We start from the raw sequence: 17,446 nt of genomic DNA on the forward strand, positions 1-17,446 counted from the left end.
TTCCCCTCTTCCGGAAAGGATCACCCCGTCCCGGCCTCGCCCGTGCGGGGAAGCACCCGGGCGGCCAGCCGCGGCGGCAGGAGCGCGGCGAGGGTCACGCCCGCGCCGAGGAAGACGAAGGGCATGATCGGCAGCCGGTAGCGGTAGACCACGTAGAAGATCATGTGCACGGCCGTGTAGCCCGCGAGGGCGAGGAAGACGGCGCCCAGGCCGCGCGGATGGCGCCGGAGCAGCGCGAGGGAGCCGAGGCACAGCCCCGCCGCAGCCAGGAACTGCGCGAGCCAGGCGAGGCGCACGAGGCGGACCAGCCATCCCTGCTCGTCGATGCCCGTATGGGTCGGCGGTTCCCAGAAGGCGGCGGCCTTGCGCAGCATCAGCATCGCCGTCTCGCCGGGATGGTCGCGCATGTGCTCGATCGCGAGGCGCCGCAGCAGCACGTCCACCCCGTGTTCGCCGAGTTGCTCCTGCAGCGCGGACCACTGCGGCGCGACCGGGGTCTCGGCGATGCTGATGAAGTAGGGCTTCGCCGCCGGGTTGTTGCCGATGTAGAGGTTGAAGCCGCCGTTGTTGTTCAGCACCCAGGCGCCGAAGGCGGCGTGGTTGCGCAGCATCAGCGGCGCGATGGTCACGGCGCCCGCCATGGCGGCGACGAGCAGGTAGCGCAGCGTGCGGCCCGGGCTCCGCTGCGCCCGCCACACGAGGAACAGCGCCGCCGGGACGAGGGTGAGGGCCGCGTTGCCGACCATGGCGATGGCCCCCGCGATGACCCCGAAGGCCAGCGGGTTGATCCACCGGGCACGGGACGCCGACCGGTCCGCCGCGACCCACAGCAGGCCGATCATCAGCGGCATCATCAGGTTCTCCTTGGCCGCATAGGCGGTGTAGGCGATCGCCTCCGCGTAGGCGGCGAGAAGGAGAGCGGCGAGCGCCGCGACGAGCGGGGAGCCGAAGAGCCGGCGGGCCAGGAGGAAGAGCAGCAGGATCGACGCCACGCCGAGGAGGACGTTCGTCGCCTTGACGACCGCGATGCTCGCCCCGGTCAGGCCGAAGACGCCCGCGAGGAAGAGGGGATAGCCGGGGCTCATGAAGGCCGTGGGCCGGCCCTCCGCGGTCACCAGCCCCAGCCCGGCCTGCAGGTTCGTCGCGAGGGTCCAGTAGTCGAGGTAGTCGCTGACGAGCGGCGAGGGCATGACGGCGACGCAGGCCGTGCGCAGCAGCGCGCCGAGCAGCAGGATGGCGGCCGGCAGCGCCCAGCCGTGCCGGCCCGGCGCGGCGGGCCGCGCGGGCGGCACCACGGCGCGGGCGGCGAGCGCCGCCTGGCCTGGCCCGTTATCTAGCAAGACCGCCTCTCCGCCCCGCGGGGGACGACCCGGTAGAGGGGATCGACCGCGTAATCCCCGATGGTCGTGTAGGGCGCGCCCGAGGAGGAGAGCCAGCGGAAGGCGCGCCGCGCCTCGGCGCTGTCCAGCACGTCGGCGATGCAGGCCAGCGAGACGAGGGCGAGCTGCGAGTAGTTCCCCGCGCTGTGCGACCAGCCGTTCTCGTTCGACCAGCCGCGCGCCTTCGTCTGCGCGCCGATCTCCGCCCAGCTTCGCAGCGGCGTCCGGCGCGCGTCCGTCGCCGCGAGCACGTAGGCCGCGCCGTCCCGCGGGTTGAAGCCCCGATCGCCGGCGAGGAAGCGCCCGACGCTGAAGTTGCTCATGAACTCCAGCACCGCGCGGGCATCGGCGTTGCCCTTCCGTGCGGCAGCCGCGGCGGTGGAGACGAGGTAGTCCTGCGCCCAGGGCTTCACCTCGAAGGGCGGGTCGATGTCGCTCGGCACCCAGCCGAAGGCCTCCCCCTGCGCCTGCCGCCAGGTTGGGATCTGCGAGCGGAGATAGGCCCAGTTGTTCGCCTCGCAGCGCTGGAAGTAGGGGCGCTGCGGGTCACCGTCCGGCCCGATCCAGGCGGCCTCGTGCAGCTGCCGGATGGCCCAGGCAGTGCCGCGCGTCTGGTTGAACCGAACCATGTTCGCGTCGGCGCCGCCGCGCGGGTCCGGCCAGGTGCACATGACGTTCCAGGCCGCCTGCGACTGGAGATGGTCCAGGAAGGCGCGGCGGCCGGTGAGGATGAAGGGAACGAAGGACAGGTCGGGCTGGTGGGCGCTCTCGGGCGTCCAGCCGGTGGCCTCGGGCACCCTCTGCATCAGCCCGCCCGGCGGCCGGCCGCCCCGTGGGTCGGTCCACAGCCGCGGCCAGCGCCGGGTGTCGAGCCAGCTTCCCCCCTCCGCGCCCTGGGGGTCCCAGTGGTGCCACGGGATGACCCCGGCCGCCTCGGCCTGCCCCATGGCATAGACCGCCGCGCGCCGGTCGCCGCTGATCAGCCAAGCCGCCTGGGACTGCGTCGCCGGGCCGATGTCGTCCCGCCCGCCCACCTCCGGCATGTACTGGTGGACCTTGCGGTTGTTGAACGGGGTGGACCAGGCGGGATTCGCCACGGTCTGGCCGTAGCGGGCGAGCGTCCCCTCGGAGACGGTGAGCGACGGGTCGTAGCGCGCGACCGCGCCGGTGTCGGCGAGGTAGGACAGGTCGTGCCGCACGAAGGCAGGCACGGGCGCCGGCGCGCCGCCGGGCCCGAAGGCGCTGATCCGGCCGAAGGCGGTGTAGTGGAAGTGGCGGAGCGGCGCGGTGTTCAGCAGCTCGCGCCCGTCCAGCAGCAGACGGGCGGTGTAGATGGCGTCGCCGCCCCCCTCCTGCATGGCGATGTCGTTGCGCAGCCAGAGATCCAGCCAGGTCGTCCCGTCCGCCCGCGCCGAGAGATCGGCCACCAGGCGGAGCGAGGTGCAGCCGGTGGCGGCCGCCGGCACGTTCTGGCGCAGGCGCAGCTCGGTCACGAGGGGGCCGGACTGCCAGACCGTGGCGCCCGACCGCGGCGTCGCGGCCAGCAGGGCGCGCAGGTCGGCACGCCAGGGCGAGCCCGCCACGGGCTGGATCTCGAGGATGAGCGGCCGGTTGCCGAGGACCGCGGCGGGGTCCAGCGGGCGGGCGCCGGCGGGGGGATCCCCGGCGTGGAGCTGGAGCTCGAGCGTCTGCCGGGGCGACAGGGCACGCGGCAGCGCCACGCTGACGAGGCCGAAGCGCACGGAGCCGTCCTCGTGCCGCGCGACCACGTCGAGCTGCGTCGGAACCGCCTGCTCGCCGGCCCGGGCAAGGACGCCGGTCCGCGCGGGGACGTCGCCCGGCCGGAACACCTGGCCGAAGACGACGACGGCCCCAGCGGCTGCGCCGTTCCCCTCCAGCGTGATCTTCGTGATCATCCCGGCGGCGCAGCGCGGCGCGCCGCCGCGGCCCGCCGGCGCGGCGCCCTGCGCGGTCGCGCCGCCGGTGCTGCCGAGCGACAGGAGCGCCGCGCCGCCGAGCGCCACGGCGCGGCGGCCATGGGCGCGGTTCCAGGGATTGGTCATGGCCGCAGGTTCCTTCGCAAGGCTTCAGCTCCGCGCCACGAGGAGCACGCCGGTGACGATCAGCGCGACGCCCGCCGCGCGCATCAGGCCCACCTCCTCGCCGAACAGGACGTGCCCGGCGACGGCGGTGAGGACGAAGCCGAGGCTGACGAAGGGGTAGGCGCGCGACAGGTCGGTGCGCGAGAGCGCGCCGAGCCAGAGCAGGGCGCCGAGCCCGTAGAGCGCCAGCCCGGCGAGGACGGCAGGGCGCATCAGGAAGCCGAGGATGGCCTCGCCGAGGCCGTCCGGCGCCGCCGCCCCGCGCGGGGAGACGCCGGCCTTCAGCAGGACCTGCGCCACCGCGGAGGCGAGCACGCTCGCGAGGATGAGGCCCAGGGTGCCGCGGGTCATGGCCGCCCCGCTCCCGCGCCGCGCGGCGGGTTGCCCCGGGGGAACGACCGCCCGCCTTCACTCCGCCGCATCAGGCGGCCCCGCCATAGGACTTCGCTGCGACGAGGATGAGGAAGACGAGCGTGGCGACGACCCAGGACACCCGGTCGCGGGCGGCGTAGACGATGGGGTCGTCGTGCATGTAGCCGCGCGCGGCGGAGAGCCAGATCCGGCAGAGCCAGAAGACCACGAGCGGCACGACCGCCCAGAGCAGGCCGGGGGAGGCGTAGCGCTGCGCTGTCGTCTCCGATTGCACGAAGAGCGCCAGCACCAGCGTCGCCGCGAAGGCGGCCGCGACGCCGAAGGTCTGGAGGATGCCCGCATCCGCCGGCCGGTAGCCGCGGCGGTTCAGCCACGCGTTGCCGTGCTCGGCCGCGGCGCGCAGCTCCTCGGAGCGCTTCACCAGCGCGAGGCTGAGGAAGAAGAAGGCGGAGAAGCCCATCAGCCAGAGCGAGAGGGGCTGCCCGAGCGCCTCCGCGCCGGCGAGCAGGCGGAGCGTGTAGAGGCCGGCCAGGGTGAAGACGTCCACCAGCGGGAGCTCCTTCAGCCGGAGCGAGTAGGCGGTGGAGAGGACGGCGTAGAGCAGCAGCGTCGGCAAGGTGCCCGAGAGGCCCCCGGTCGCCAGCCCCGCGAGGAGGAGCGCGCCCGCCGCCAGGATGCCGAGGCGCGGGGGGACCCTCCCGCTCGCGAAGGGCCGGAGCCGCTTGCGCGGGTGGCGCCGGTCGGCCGCGAGATCGGTGAGGTCGTTGATGAGGTAGATCGCGGAGGCGGTGGCAGAGAAGGCGAGGAAGGCGAGGAAGGCGAAGAGCCAGGCCTCGGCCAGGCCCTCCAGGTGGGCGGTGAAGACGGGCACGAAGACGAGCAGGTTCTTCGACCACTGGTGCGGCCGCACGGCCCGCAGCAGCCCGCGCGCCGTGTCCGAGGAGGGCGGGAACTCGGCCTCCACCGGGCAGAGGCCGCGCGCGGCGGCCGCGACGCGGGGCGGCGCGTTGACGAGGATGGCCGCGCCCGCCGCCCGCCAGACCAGGAGGTCGGTGGCGTCGTTCCCGGCATAGGCGAAGCCGCCGTGGCCGAATCGGCGCACCAGCGCCGCCGCCTTCGCCGCGCCCCGGAGGTTCTCGCGCCCGTCGGAGGCGATGACCTCGTCGAAGAGGCCGAGATGGTCCGCGACCCGCCGCGCAACGTCCCGGTCCGCGGCCGTGACGAGGACGACGCGACGCCCGTTCACGCGCTGGGCCCGCAGGTAGCGGAGCAGCGGCTCGGAGTAGGGGAGGAGCGATGCCTCGAGCGGCGCCGCCTCCGCCACGAACCGCTTCAGGCCCGCGCGCCCGCGCCGGAGAAGCGCGGGCAGGACGCCGAGGGTCGACGGCCGGCCAAGGGTGGCGAGAAGGCCTTCGAGGAGCGTGTCGGACGGCGTCAGCGTTCCGTCGAGGTCGACGCAGAGCGGGAGCAGCCGGGCGTCGTCCAGGGCGGGCGGCGCCGGGTTCGCCGCGAGGGCGGGCGAGACGGGCATCAGCCGCGCCCCGGGCCGGTGCAGCCCGCCCGCCGATGGCGCCGGGGCGCCGTCCCGGGCGACGAAGCCGTCTCAGTCGCTCCAGCCATGCCACTCCATCCCACGAGGCGAACTTTGTCTCTTTACCGCAACGGGATTTAAGTTGGCCTAACATGATGCGGCGCTCACGCCCCGCGTTCGGCTGTGCGGCACGCGCCCTGGTGGCTCTGGTGGCTCTGGGGGTGGAGGGTGGGGGCGAGGCCCCGGCGGTCAGCCCGCGCCGAAGCGCAGCCGGGTGGTGGAGCGGAACACCTCGCCCGGGCGCAGCACGGTGCCCGGGAAGTCCGGCCGGTTCGGGCTGTCGGGGAAGTGCTGCGTCTCCAACGCCACCCCGTCGCCGCTGCGGTAGGCCCGCCCGGAGGGGCCCACCAGCGTGCCGTCCAGCAGGTTGCCGCTGTAGAATTGCAGGCCCGGCTGGTCCGTCAGCACCTCGAGCACCCGCCCGCTGCCGGGGTCGCGCAGGCGCGCGGCGGGCTCGGCGCCGCCGTTGAGGACCCAGTTGTGGTCGTAGCCGCGGCCGATTCGAAGCTGCGGGTCGTCGTCCCGGATCCGGGCGCCGATCGGCCGCGGCGCGCGGAAGTCGAAGGGCGTTCCCTCGACCGCCCGCTGCTCCCCGGTGGGGATGAGGGTGGCGTCGACCGGGGTGAAGCGGTCCGCCGCGATCTCGAGCTCGTGGTCGAGGACCGTGCCCGATCCCTCGCCGGCGAGGTTCCAGTAGCTGTGGTTGGTCAGGTTCAGCACCGTCGGCGCGTCGGTTTCCGCGGCGTAGTCGATTCGCAGCGTGCCGCTCCCCTCCACGGCGTAGGTGACGCGGACCCGGAGCGCGCCGGGATACCCCTCCTCGCCGTCGGGGCTGTGGAGGGAGAGGTCCAGGCGCCCCGAATCGGCGGCCTCGACGCGCCAGAGGCGCTTGTCGAAGCCGCGCGCCCCGCCGTGGAGGCTGTTCGGCCCGTCGTTGGTAGCCAGCCGGTGCTCGCGCCCGTCGAGGGTGAAGCGGCCGCCGGCGATGCGGTTCGCGTAGCGGCCGATCAGCGCCCCGAAATAGGGGCCCTGGGCCGCGTAGTCGGCGGGGCGGCGCAGCCCGAGGGCGACGTTCGCGAGGCGGCCGGCCCGGTCCGGGACCTCCAGCCGCTCGATCACCCCGCCGAGGGTTAGGATCGTGGCGCGAAGGGCGGGGCCCTCGAGGGCGAGGCGCTGCGCCCCGCTGGGGTCGTCGACGGGCATGCGGGCCTCCTGGCTTCGGGCATAGAAGCCTGGGGCCGGGCGCGCGTTGCACGGCGGAGGGGGCGGGAAGCCCCGCCGTCAGCCCTCCGGCGGGAGCTCCGCGCAGTGCTTCATCACCGCGGCCCCCGTGATGTTCCAGGTGGTGATGCCCCCGACCATCAGCACCTGCACGAGGCCTTCCGCGAGCTCCGGCAGGGTAAGGCCGAGCCTCATCGCCGCGGCGGCGTGGTTCTTGGCGCCGTTGGTCTGCCCGACGAGCGTGTCGAGCAGCGCGAAGACGAGCTCCTTCGTCTTCAGGTCCAGCGCGCCGCCCTCCGCCCGGTCCCGCATGACGAAGCCGCGCAGGAGGCCGTAGCCGGCGAAGGCGCCGGGCGCGTGCTCGGCCAGGAGGCGGAAGTTGTCGGGCACGCGGCCGAAGGTGGCCATGAAGCTGTCCATCCCCTGCTGGATGGCGGCCTGGGTGACGTCGGTCATGCTCTGCTCCGTCGAGGGAGCGGAAGGCTAGCCCGGCTCGCGCCCGCGCTCGATCCTCGGGAGGAGGGCGGTGAGCACGCCCAGCAGCGGCAGGAAGGAGCAGAGGCTGTAGACGGCGTCGATGCCGATCCGGTCCGCGAGCTCGCCCAGCGCCGCGGCCCCCAGCCCGCCGAGGCCGAAGGAGAAGCCGAAGAACAGGCCGGCCACCAGGCCGACCTTCCCCGGCAGGAGGTCCTGCGCGTAGACGAGGATGGCCGAGAAGGCCGAGGACATGATCACGCCGATCACCACGCTCAGCACCACCGTCAGCGGCAGGCCGGCATAGGGCAGCGCGAGGGTGAAGGGCAGGACGCCGAGGATGGAGAACCAGATCACCGGCAGGCGCCCCACCCGGTCCCCCACCGCCCCGCCCGCGAGGGCGCCGGCGACGAGGGAGGCGAGGAAGACGAACAGCAGCACCTGCGCCGCCTGCACCGATACGCCGAAGCGGTGGATGAGGTAGAAGGTGTAATAGGAGCTGAGGCTGGCGGTGTAGACGTTCTTGGAGAAGAGCAGCACCACGAGCACGCCGATCGCGAAGAGCACCCGCCCGCGGGACAGCGGCGCGGCGCCGGCCTCGCGCCCGGCCCGGCGTGCCCTTGCCGGCCGCCGGCCCCGGTACCAGCCGCCCACGCGGACCAGCACGAGCATCGCCAGCAGCGCGGCGCCGGAGAACCAGGCGATGCTGCCCTGCCCCCGGGGCGCGACGATGAAAGCGGCGAGCAGGGGCCCCACGGCCGAGCCGACGTTGCCGCCGACCTGGAACAGCGACTGCGCGAGGCCGTAGCGCCCGCCCGAGGCCAGCCGCGCGACGCGCGAGGATTCCGGGTGGAACACCGAGGACCCCACCCCGATCAGCGCCGCCGCCCCCAGGATGACCGGGTAGCTGGAGGCCTGGGACAGGACGAGCAGCCCGGCCAGCGTCGAGGCCATTCCCACGGGCAGCGAGTAGGGCAGGGGGTGCCGGTCCGTGTAGGCGCCGACCAGCGGTTGCAGGAGCGAGGCGGTGCACTGGAAGGCGAGGGTGATGAGGCCGACCTGCCCGAAGTCGAGCCCGTAATTCGCCTTCAGGATCGGGTAGAGCGCCGGCACCAGCGACTGCATCATGTCGTTCAGCAGGTGGCAGAAGCTGAGCGAGAGGATGACCGCGAAGGAGGCGCCGCCCCCGCCGGCCGGCAGGGGCGCGGCGACGGGGCCGGGCGGCGGGACGGCGGCGGTCTGGCTCATGGTGGCGCGAGCTCCTTGCGGCCGGTGCCGCGGACTCGCCCCGGCGCCGCCCAGGCTAGGCCAGGACGGGCGTCAGGGCAGCCAGACCTCGATGGTGCCCGGCCGCGGCTGCGGGCGGTAGCCGGAGAAGTCCTGCACCCGCGCGGCGATGCCGCCCGCGGACAGCACGCCGGCAATGCCCTCCGCGTTGCCCGCGTCGACCGGGAAGAAGTAGCGGACGAGCGGGAAGCTCGGTCCCCTCTCGCCTCGGCGGGTCACGAGGTCCGGGAAGCGCGCGCCGAGCTCGGCCAGGGGCCGCTCGGACCGCTCCTGCGCGGCCTGGGAGAGCATGCGCACGATCACCCGGGCCGGGAGAGACGGCGGCAGCACCGTCACCGCCGCCGTGGGCGCCGGCGGCGGTTCCGGAGCGGCCGGCGGGGAGAGGGGCGGCGCGGCCGGGGCTTCGGCGGTCGTGGCCGGTGCTGGGGCCGGTGGCGCTGCCGCTGTCGTCGCCGGCGCGGGCACCGGCGGGGCGGCGGGCGGCTCGGGGGCGGCCTCGCTCCGGACGGTCGCTCGATCGGGAAGATCCGGGAGCGCGGGCGGAGACGCGGGGGTGGGCTCCGGCACGGCCTCGACGGTCGCTGCGGGCTCGGGCCGGAGAGGCGGGCTGGGCGGCGCGGCGAGGGGAGCCGGGGCCGGAGGGTTCTCCGGGACGGGGGGATTCGTGCTTGCCGGTGCCGGTGCGGATGTCGATGCCGCGGCGAGGGATGGAGCGGCTTCGCTGCCCTGGCTCCCGCGCTGGCCCTCTTCCTCGGTGGCGGCCGGGGCGAGGCCCGCCCGCTGCATCAGCCAGGCCCGGACAGGGGCGACCCGCGCGAGCGGACTGTCCGGCGGCGCGTCCTTCGACCGTTCCAGCGCGAAGGCGGCGCCGCCGAGAAGAAGCAGCAGCGCGGCGGCGTAAGCCCAGCCGTGCCCGCGTCGGGCCGGCGGCTCGGGCCGCACCGCCGCGGCGGGAAGCGGCGCCACCGGCCTGGCGCCGGACGGCGGCACGGCCACGGAGGGCTCCGGGGTGACCGGGCGGGCGGCCGGCGCCGGCATTGGGCGCGGCGCGGGTTCCGGGGGGAGGTCGGCGCGCGGGGGGGACGGCGCGGCGTCGCTCCTCGCGGCCGGTGCAGCAACCGGTGCCTCGGCGGGGGGCGGGACGGCGAGTTCCGGCTCGGCCGGGGTAGCCAGGGAGAGGGGGGCGGGTTCCTCCGCGGCGGGCGAGGGCACCGGAGTCCCAGGCGGCTCCGGAGGCACGGCCAATTCGGGCTCGACCGGGGGCTGCGGCGGGATGGCGATGTCGTCGGACGCCTCGACCACCGCCGGGGCGGGCGGCTCCTCCGCGGGAGGATCGGCCCGCTTCCCCTCGGGAGCTTTCGCGACGGGGGCGGGCGCCGGGGCGGGCCCGAGCGTGTCCACCCAGCGGGCGGCGGCGTCCACGAGGTGCGGGCGCGCGGGCGAGCCGGACGGGGCGGCCGCGCCGGGGGCGGGCGGCTCGGCGAAGACCTTGGGCAGCGCGCTCGGGTGGACGATCTGCGCGGAGCCCGCCGCGTGGCGCGTGGCCTCGAGGACGTGGTGGGCGGTGACCTCCGGCGCCCCGTCCAGCGAGGCCGCGAAGGCGGCGGCGGCGGTGAGCACGTTGATGAGCCGCGGCACGCCGCCCGAGCGGCGGGCGAGCTCCTCCACCGCCTCGGCGGTGAAGAGGTCGCGCGGGTAGCCGGCCGCGTCCAGGCGGGCCGCGATGAAGCCCGGCAGCTCCGCCCGTGCCACGGGTCCGAGGGTCACCGCCGCCGCGGGGCGGCCGAGCGCCTCCAGCCGGCGCAGGAGGGAGGGCAGGCCGGCGAGGATGCGGGCGGGCACCGTGCCGTCCCGCCCCGGGGCGAGCAGGGCGGCGAGCTGGGCGTCCGTCGCGCGGTCCGCCTCGTCGAGCAGCAGGAGGGTGTCGTCGCGCTCCGGCCGGTAGGTCAGCAGGTCGTGCGTCGTGCGCAGGTGGCGAAGGCCGGGATGGCGCGCGCGGAGGGCCTCGGCCAAGTCGCCGAGGAGCAGCGTCTTGCCGGTTCCCGGGGCGCCGACCAGCGCGACGACCGGTGCGCCCCCCTCGAGCGCCTCCAGGACGCGGCGGCGGGCGTCGTCGAGGGCGGCGTGCGGGATGAGCTGGCGCGCGGCCTCCGCCGGGGGCGCCCCCGGCCCGATTGCGGCGTCGGTCGCGCGGTACAAACGGCCTCCTCACGAGAAATGCGACGGGCGTCATAACCCAGAACGGCCCGAGTCCGATCCCTTCGGCCCGGATGGGAGGGGGTTATGGCGATGAGTTGAAGACCCCGCCCGGGCCCGCCGGCGCCGCGCGGGCCGGCGGCCCGCCCCGGTCAGCGCTGCCCGAGCGGGGCGACGCCGGCCTCCTCGGCCAGGCGGTCCAGCAGGGAGAGGAGGGCCGGCGGGAGCGGGACGCCGCGCGCCACCCGGTCCCGCCGGCGCTCGGCGCGGAGCTCGCCGGGGGTGCGGATGCGGTCCACGCCGGGGAGCTTCGCGGAGCTGCGGAGGTCCGCGAGGTGCCGCGCGACCTCCGCCTGGAAGGCCGCGGGGTCGAGGAAGCGGGCGACGTCGAGGGCGATGAGGACGTGGCCGGTCTCCGTCACCGTGCGGTCGTCGGCGTTGAAGTCCACCACGTCGCGCCCGAAGGCCGCGCGGTTGAGCGGGCCGGCGAGGAGGCCGAGCACGAGGGCGAGCCCGCTGCCCTTGTAGCCGCCGACCGGCAGAAGGATGCCCTCGTGGCTGCGGGCGGGGTCGGTCAGCGGCTCGCCGGTCCGGGCGTCGATCATCCAGCCCTCCGGCATGGGCGCGCCGCGCAGCGCGTGGCCCTTCACCGTGCCGTAGGAGACGACGGTGGTGGCCATGTCGAGCACCACGGGGTCGGCCTCGCCCATGGGGATGGCGATGGCGAGCGGGTTGGTGCCGAGGAGCGACTCGGTGCCGCCCCAGGGCGCCATGTGGTTGGCGCTGGCGACCACCGTGTAGATGCCGACCATCCCGGCCGCGAGCGGCAGGCAGGCGTGGACGGCGCCCGAGCCCGCGTGGTTGGAGCCCCGCGCGCCGACCCAGGCGATGCCGGCCTCCCGCGCGATCTCGACCGCCGTTTCGGCCGTGCGGGACATCACGAGGTGGCCGAGGCCGTTGTCGCCCTCCACCATCGCGACCGCGGGCGCCAGGCGGCGCACGGTGATGTCGGGCTGCGGCTTGGCCCCGCCCGCGCGGAGGCGGCGGACGTATTGCGGCAGGCGGAAGATGCCGTGGGCGTCGGCGCCGGTGAGGTCCGCCTCCACCATGAGTTCGGCGGCGCGGGCGGCGTCGGCGGGGCGCAGGCCCTCCGCGGCCAGGACGTCGGCGGCGAAGGCGATCATCGCCTCCGCGCGGTGGCGGGGGAGGGTGGCGGCGGTGGCGTCGTCGAGGGCCATGGCGTCAGGCCGCGACCGGCGTGCCGAGGAGGCGCCGCGCGTTGCCGGAGAGGATGGCCGCGCGCGCGGCGGAGTCCGGGATGGCCTCCTCGATCTCCCCCACGCCGCGGGTGGTGCCCATGTCGAAGGGGTAGTCGGTGCCGAAGAGGATGCGCTCCGGGCCGACCTCGTCGAGCAGGAAGCGCAGCGCGCCGGGGGCGTGGGTGATGCTGTCGTAGAGCAGGCGGCCGAGGCTTTCCACGGGGTCGCCCTTCAGCCGCGCCCGCGGTTCCTGCCGGACCTTCCACCCGTGGCGGAAGCGGCCGGCCTGGAAGGGCACGAAGCCGCCGGCGTGGGAGAGGAGGAAGCGGATGTTTGGGTGCCGCTCGATCACGCCGCCGAAGACGAGGGAGGCGGCGGCGATGGTGGTCTCCAGCGGGTTGCCGATGAGGTTGGTCAGGTAGTAGCCGCGCATCCGCTCGGCCGCGACGACCTTGTGGGGATGGACGAGGACGAGCAGCGCGTGGCGGTCCAGCACCTCCCACACGGCGTCCAGCGCGGGGTCGTCGAGGTTGCGGCCGGCGATGTTGCTGCCGAGGTGCAGGCCGCGCAGGCCGTGCTGCGTCACCGCGCGCTCGAGGGTCGCGGCGGCGCCGGCGGGGTCCTGCATGGCGGCGGTGGCCAGGCCCAGGAAGCGGTCGGGGTGCTGGCGGCAGAGGGCGCCGATGGCCTCGTTCTGGATCTCCGAGACCGCGGCGGCGGCGCCGGTGTCGGCCTCGTAGAGGAAGGTGTGGGGGATGTTGCAGACGACGTGCAGGTCCACGCGCTGCGCCGCCATGTCGGCGAAGCGGCGCTCCAGGTCCCAGGCGGCGCGGGGGAAGGGGTTCTGCTTCACGTCGAGGATCTCGAGGAGGGCCGCGTCGTCGCTGACGCGCGTGAGGCGCGGCGCGAGCGCGGGCACGTCCCGCGCGATGGCGGCGATCATCGCCTCGGTCAGGACATGCGTGTGCGCGTCGATCACGGTCATGGCGTTCCCCCTCGGCCCGGCTTGGCCGGTGCCTTTCGCCCCCCGTCATAGGGCGGATGCCGGGGCAGGGGTAGGCGGCCCCGGGCGGCGCTTGACAGGCCTCGTGGCGGCCTGTGTCCTCCCCGCCGAAGCGGCACGCGGGACCACCGCGGCCCGGGGGGATCCGCGATGCGCCGATGGCTGCTGGCCTGCACGATGGCCGCTCTCGCGGGGCTGGCGCCGCGGGGCGTCGCGGCGCAGGCCGCCTATCCCGACCGCCCCATCCGCGTGATCGAGCCCCTGGCCGCGGGCAGCGCGGTGGACGTGGTGGTGCGGATCGTGGCCGAGCGGATGGGCGACCTCCTCGGCCAGCGGCTGCTGATCGAGAACCAGACCGGCGCCTCCGGGATGATCGGGATGCGCGCCGGGGCGCGGGCGCCGGCGGACGGCTACACGCTGCTGGCGGTGAACGACGCCGTGCTGACCATGCTGCCGAATCTCAACGCCCAGGCCGGCTACGACCCGCTGCGCGACTTCGCGCCCATCGGGCAGATCGTGCGGATCCGCTGGGCGCTCGTGGCCCACCCCTCGGCGCCCGCGACCGACATCGCCGGGATGATCGCGCAGGCGCGGGCGCGGCCGGGGGTGATCGACTACGCCTCCGGCGGCGCGGGCAGCCCGCAGCACATCGCGATGGAGATGTTCCTCCAGCGCGCGGGCGTGCGGATGAACCACATCTCCTACCGCGGCGCGACGCCGGCGCTGACGGCGGTGACGGCGGGCGAGGTGCCCTACGGCTTCTTCGGCCTGCCCACGCCGAACCCCTTCGTGCGCGACGGGCAGCTTCGCGTGCTCGGCACCGCCGGCCCCGCGCGCATCGCCTCCTTCCCGGACGCGCCGACGATCGCGGAGTCGGGGCTGCCCGGCTTCTCCTTCTTCACCTGGGGCGCCTTCCTCGCGCCCGCCGGCACGCCGCCCGCGGTGGTGGCGCGGCTGAGCGCCGCGCTGCGCGAGGCGCTGGCGGTGCCGGCCGTGCGGGAACGGCTGGAGGGGCTCGGCTACGAGGTGGTGGGCAACGCGCCCGAGGCCTTCGCGGAGGTCCTGGCGCGCGACCACGCGGCGATGGCGGAGCTCATCCGCACCGCCGGCATCCGGATGGAATAGCGCGCCCACAAGGAGACGACCCATGACGGCCATCGCCCGCCGGCTCCTGGGGGCCGCGCTGATCCCCGCCCTCGCGCGGCCCCTGCTCGTCCGGCCGGCCCTGGCGCAGGCCTGGCCGTCGCGGCCGGTGCGGCTGGTGGTGCCGCTGGTGCCCGGGGGCACGACCGACCTCATCGCGCGGCTGATCGCCGAGCCGCTGGGGCGCGCAATCGGCGGGAACGTGGTCGTGGAGAACCGGCCCGGCGCGAACGGCTGGATCGCGAACGAGTACGTCATGCGCGAGCGGCCGGACGGGCACACGCTGATCGTCAACAACGTCTCCACCCACGGCATCAACTCCGCCATGGCGGGCGACCGGGCGCTGGTGCCCTCCCGCGGGCTGGTGCCGGTCACGAACCTCATCGAGGCCGCGCAGGTCTTCCTCTCGCCGGCGGAGTTCCCGGCGGCGTCCCTCGCCGAGTTCGTGGCGCGCGCCCGGGCCGCGCCCTCGCCGCTCGTCTACGCCTCCGCGGGGGTGGGGTCCTACCAGCACATCGACCTCGAGACCTTCGCCAGCCGGGCCGGGATCACGCTCACCCACCTGCCGCTGCGCGGCGCGGGGGAGATGGTGCCGGTGATGCTGCGGGGCGACGCGCAGATCACCGAGTTCAACATCGCGGCCGCCCTGCCGCACATCCAGGCCGGGCGGCTGCGGGCCCTGGCCGTCGTCTCGCGGGAGAGGGTGGCGGTCCTGCCGGGGGTGCCGACCACGATCGAGGCGGGCTTCCCGGACCTGGTCACCACCCTCTGGAACGGCCTCTTCGCGCCGGCCGGGACGCCCGCGCCCCTCGTCGCCACCCTGCACGGCGAGGTCACCCGCATCCTGCGCGACCAGGAGGTGCTCGCGAACCTCGAGCGCCAGGCGGTGCGGGCCACGCCCAGCGAGAGCCCGGCCGCCTTCGCCGACTACGTCGCGGCGGACGTCGCGCGGTGGACCGCCCTGACCCGCGAGTTCAACATCGCCCTCAACTGACCGCGCCGGGCCGGACGGCATGATGGCACGCGCCTTGCTCACGTAACCCGGCCAAGGGGCCGGTCGGCCAGGGGAATGCGGGTGGGGATGCACGGCGCCAGCGTCGAACTCATGTCGGTCAGCAAGCGCTACGGCACGGCCGTGGCGGTGGACGCGGTCGACCTGAAGATCCCGGGCGGCGCCTATTGCTGCCTTCTCGGGCCTTCCGGCTGCGGCAAGACGACCACGCTGCGCATGATCGCGGGGCACGAGACGGCCAGCGACGGCAGCCTGCTGATCGGCCCGCGCGAGGTCGGCCACCTGCCGCCGGCGGCCCGCGGCACGGCCATGATGTTCCAGTCCTACGCGCTGTTCCCGCACCTCAACTGCCTCGACAACGTCGCCTTCGGCCCCCGGATGCGCGGCGTGGACAAGGCCACGCGCCAGCGGAAGGCGCGGGAGATGCTCGCGCTCGTGCGGATGGAGGGCTTCGCGCACCGCCTGCCCGCGCAGCTCTCTGGCGGGCAGCAGCAGCGGGTGGCGCTGGCCCGCGCGCTGGTCACCGAGCCCTCGGTCCTGCTGCTGGACGAGCCGCTGAGCGCGCTCGACCCCTTCCTGCGGATCCAGGTGCGGGCGGAGCTGAAGCGGCTGCAGGCGGAGCTCGGCATCACCTTCATCCATGTCACGCACAGCCAGGAGGAGGCGATGGCGCTCTCCGACCTGGTCGTGGTGATGAACCACGGGCGCATCGAGCAGGCGGGAACGCCGCGCGAGGTCTTCTCCCGCCCCGACACCGCCTTCGTCGCCCGCTTCATCGGCGGGCACAACGTCATCGCCACGCCCGGCGGGCTCGCGGCCGTGCGGGTGGACCGGATGCGGCTCCTCCACGGCGCCGGGCCGGCCACGCCGCTCTCCCTCGGCGCGCGGGTGGAGACGGTGGAGTACCAGGGCTCCTTCGTGCAGCTCCGCCTGCGCGCGCTCGACGCTGTGCCCAGCACCGCGGAACTCTTCGCCGTGATGCCGGACGACGCCTTCGCCGCCCGGCCCTTCGCGGTGGGCGACACCGTGACCGCGCGCTGGGAGGCGGGCGATGCCCATCCCCTGCGCGACGCGCAACCGCCGGCCGACGCGCCGGCCCTGGAGGAACTGACCCCATGAACGACATCAAGCGGCCCGGTCAGGGGCCAATCGGCCGGCGCGGCATGCTGCGCGCGACGGCGGGCCTGGGCCTGGCCGGCGCGGCGACGCGTCTGGCCGCCCCCGCCGTTCACGCGCAGGAGCCGGTGGTGCTGCGCTACCTCGGCACCGCCGTGAACCAGAGCGCCGAGATCGCCACGAAGGCGAAGCAGGACCTGGGCATCACCATCGAGTACATCCCGGTCACGACCGACGACGTGATCCGTCGGGCGGTGACGCAGCCCAACACCTTCGATCTGCTGGACATGGAGTACTTCTCCACCAAGCGCGTTGCCCCCTCGGGCAACCTGCAGGGGATCGAGGCGCGGCGGATCAAGCTGTTCGACAAGATCACGCCGGTCTTTACCCGCGGCGTCACCGCCGGCGGCAAGACCCTCGGCGACCAGGGCACCGCGCCGAAGAAGGTGCAGTTCCTGACGGGCCGCAACAGCAAGGAGTTCGCGACCTCCCCCACCGAGTGGATGTCGCTCATCCCCACCACCTACAACGCGGACACGCTGGGCATCCGCCCTGACCTGATCGGCCGGCCGATCGAGAGCTGGGCGGAGCTGCTGAACCCGCAGTTCAAGGGCAAGGCCTCGATCCTCAACATCCCCTCCATCGGCATCATGGACGCGGCGATGGTGATGGAGGCGACCGGGCAGTATAAGTACCCGGACAAGGGCAACATGACGCGGGCCGAGATCGACCGCACCATGGCAATGCTGACGGAGGCGAAGAAGGCCGGCCAGTTCCGCGCCTTCTGGTCCGACTTCAACGAGAGCGTGAACCTGATGGCCTCCGGCGAGACGGTCATCCAGTCCATGTGGTCCCCGGCCGTGACGAAGGTGCGCAGTCAGGGCGTCCAGTGCATCTACCAGCCCCTCAAGGAGGGCTACCGCGCCTGGGCGACCGGCTTCGGCATGCCGCGCACGCTGGAGGGCCGCAAGCTCGACGGTGCCTACGAATTCATCAACTGGTTCCTCTCGGGCTGGGCGGGCGCCTTCCTGAACCGCCAGGGATACTACTCCGCGGTGCTGGAGACGGCCCAGGCCAACATGGAGCCCTACGAGTGGGCCTACTGGATGGAGGGCAAGCCGGCCGCGCAGGACATCAAGGCGCCGGACGGCTCGCTGCTCGAGAAGGCCGGCACGGTGCGCGACGGCGGCTCCTACGAGGAGCGGATGGGGCGCGTGGCCTGCTGGAACGCGGTAATGGACGAGAACACCTATCTCATCCGCAAGTGGAACGAGTTCATCGCGGCGTGATG

General features: G+C 74.7%; 14 protein-coding genes. 4 read left to right on the plus strand and 10 right to left on the minus strand.

Annotation, left to right across the window (positions count from 1 at the left end):
- Positions 1 to 20: 20 nt before the first annotated feature.
- The 10 genes from EAH89_RS18545 to EAH89_RS18590 all read right to left on the minus strand — a co-directional run bounded on the left by EAH89_RS18545 (position 21) and on the right by EAH89_RS18590 (position 12,866).
- Complete coding sequence (locus EAH89_RS18545) at positions 21 to 1,340, minus strand: glycosyltransferase family 39 protein (protein ID WP_140885201.1); 1,320 nt, start codon at positions 1,338 to 1,340, stop codon at positions 21 to 23.
- A complete protein-coding gene (locus tag EAH89_RS18550; protein WP_140885202.1) occupies positions 1,334 to 3,442 on the minus strand; it encodes a hypothetical protein in 2,109 nt (702 codons plus the stop codon). Before EAH89_RS18550 ends, EAH89_RS18545 begins: the two co-directional genes overlap by 7 nt.
- Positions 3,443 to 3,466: 24 nt before the next feature.
- Entirely contained in the window at positions 3,467 to 3,832 is a 366-nt protein-coding gene (locus EAH89_RS18555) for an EamA family transporter (protein WP_140885203.1), read from the minus strand.
- Between the two features lie 70 nt (positions 3,833 to 3,902).
- Complete coding sequence (locus EAH89_RS18560; RefSeq protein WP_140885204.1) at positions 3,903 to 5,384, minus strand: UbiA family prenyltransferase; 1,482 nt, start codon at positions 5,382 to 5,384, stop codon at positions 3,903 to 3,905.
- Positions 5,385 to 5,633: 249 nt separating this feature from the next.
- Positions 5,634 to 6,647, minus strand: coding sequence for an aldose epimerase family protein (locus EAH89_RS18565; RefSeq protein ID WP_140885205.1), 1,014 nt, complete (start codon positions 6,645 to 6,647; stop codon positions 5,634 to 5,636).
- Between the two features lie 78 nt (positions 6,648 to 6,725).
- Positions 6,726 to 7,121 (minus strand): carboxymuconolactone decarboxylase family protein, encoded by a 396-nt coding sequence (locus tag EAH89_RS18570; RefSeq protein WP_140885206.1) that lies wholly within the window; start codon positions 7,119 to 7,121, stop codon positions 6,726 to 6,728.
- A 27-nt stretch (positions 7,122 to 7,148) separates the two neighbouring features.
- Positions 7,149 to 8,387, minus strand: coding sequence for an MFS transporter (locus EAH89_RS18575; protein ID WP_140885207.1), 1,239 nt, complete (start codon positions 8,385 to 8,387; stop codon positions 7,149 to 7,151).
- Between the two features lie 72 nt (positions 8,388 to 8,459).
- On the minus strand, positions 8,460 to 10,625 hold the full coding sequence (locus tag EAH89_RS33145) for a hypothetical protein (RefSeq protein WP_140885208.1): 2,166 nt from the start codon (positions 10,623 to 10,625) through the stop codon (positions 8,460 to 8,462).
- A gap of 149 nt (positions 10,626 to 10,774) precedes the next feature.
- A complete protein-coding gene (locus tag EAH89_RS18585; protein ID WP_206667602.1) occupies positions 10,775 to 11,860 on the minus strand; it encodes an Ldh family oxidoreductase in 1,086 nt (361 codons plus the stop codon).
- Positions 11,861 to 11,864: 4 nt separating this feature from the next.
- Entirely contained in the window at positions 11,865 to 12,866 is a 1,002-nt protein-coding gene (locus tag EAH89_RS18590) for an amidohydrolase family protein (protein WP_140885209.1), read from the minus strand.
- Between the two features lie 168 nt (positions 12,867 to 13,034).
- On the opposite strand from EAH89_RS18590, the gene EAH89_RS18595 reads away from it, so the two are divergent.
- The 4 genes from EAH89_RS18595 to EAH89_RS18610 all read left to right on the plus strand — a co-directional run bounded on the left by EAH89_RS18595 (position 13,035) and on the right by EAH89_RS18610 (position 17,444).
- Positions 13,035 to 14,009, plus strand: coding sequence for a Bug family tripartite tricarboxylate transporter substrate binding protein (locus EAH89_RS18595; protein WP_140885210.1), 975 nt, complete (start codon positions 13,035 to 13,037; stop codon positions 14,007 to 14,009).
- 22 nt (positions 14,010 to 14,031) lie between these two features.
- Positions 14,032 to 15,021: a Bug family tripartite tricarboxylate transporter substrate binding protein gene (locus EAH89_RS18600; protein WP_140885211.1), complete on the plus strand. Its 990-nt coding sequence runs from the start codon at positions 14,032 to 14,034 to the stop codon at positions 15,019 to 15,021.
- Positions 15,022 to 15,108: 87 nt separating this feature from the next.
- On the plus strand, positions 15,109 to 16,158 hold the full coding sequence (locus EAH89_RS18605; protein WP_140885212.1) for an ABC transporter ATP-binding protein: 1,050 nt from the start codon (positions 15,109 to 15,111) through the stop codon (positions 16,156 to 16,158).
- A complete protein-coding gene (locus EAH89_RS18610) occupies positions 16,155 to 17,444 on the plus strand; it encodes an ABC transporter substrate-binding protein (protein WP_140885213.1) in 1,290 nt (429 codons plus the stop codon). The genes EAH89_RS18605 and EAH89_RS18610 overlap by 4 nt, the downstream gene beginning before the upstream one ends.
- The last annotated feature ends 2 nt before the right edge of the window (positions 17,445 to 17,446 follow it).

The sequence above is a fragment of the Muricoccus nepalensis genome (genome assembly GCF_006438825.1).
GTDB classification, from domain to species: domain Bacteria; phylum Pseudomonadota; class Alphaproteobacteria; order Acetobacterales; family Acetobacteraceae; genus Roseomonas; species Roseomonas nepalensis.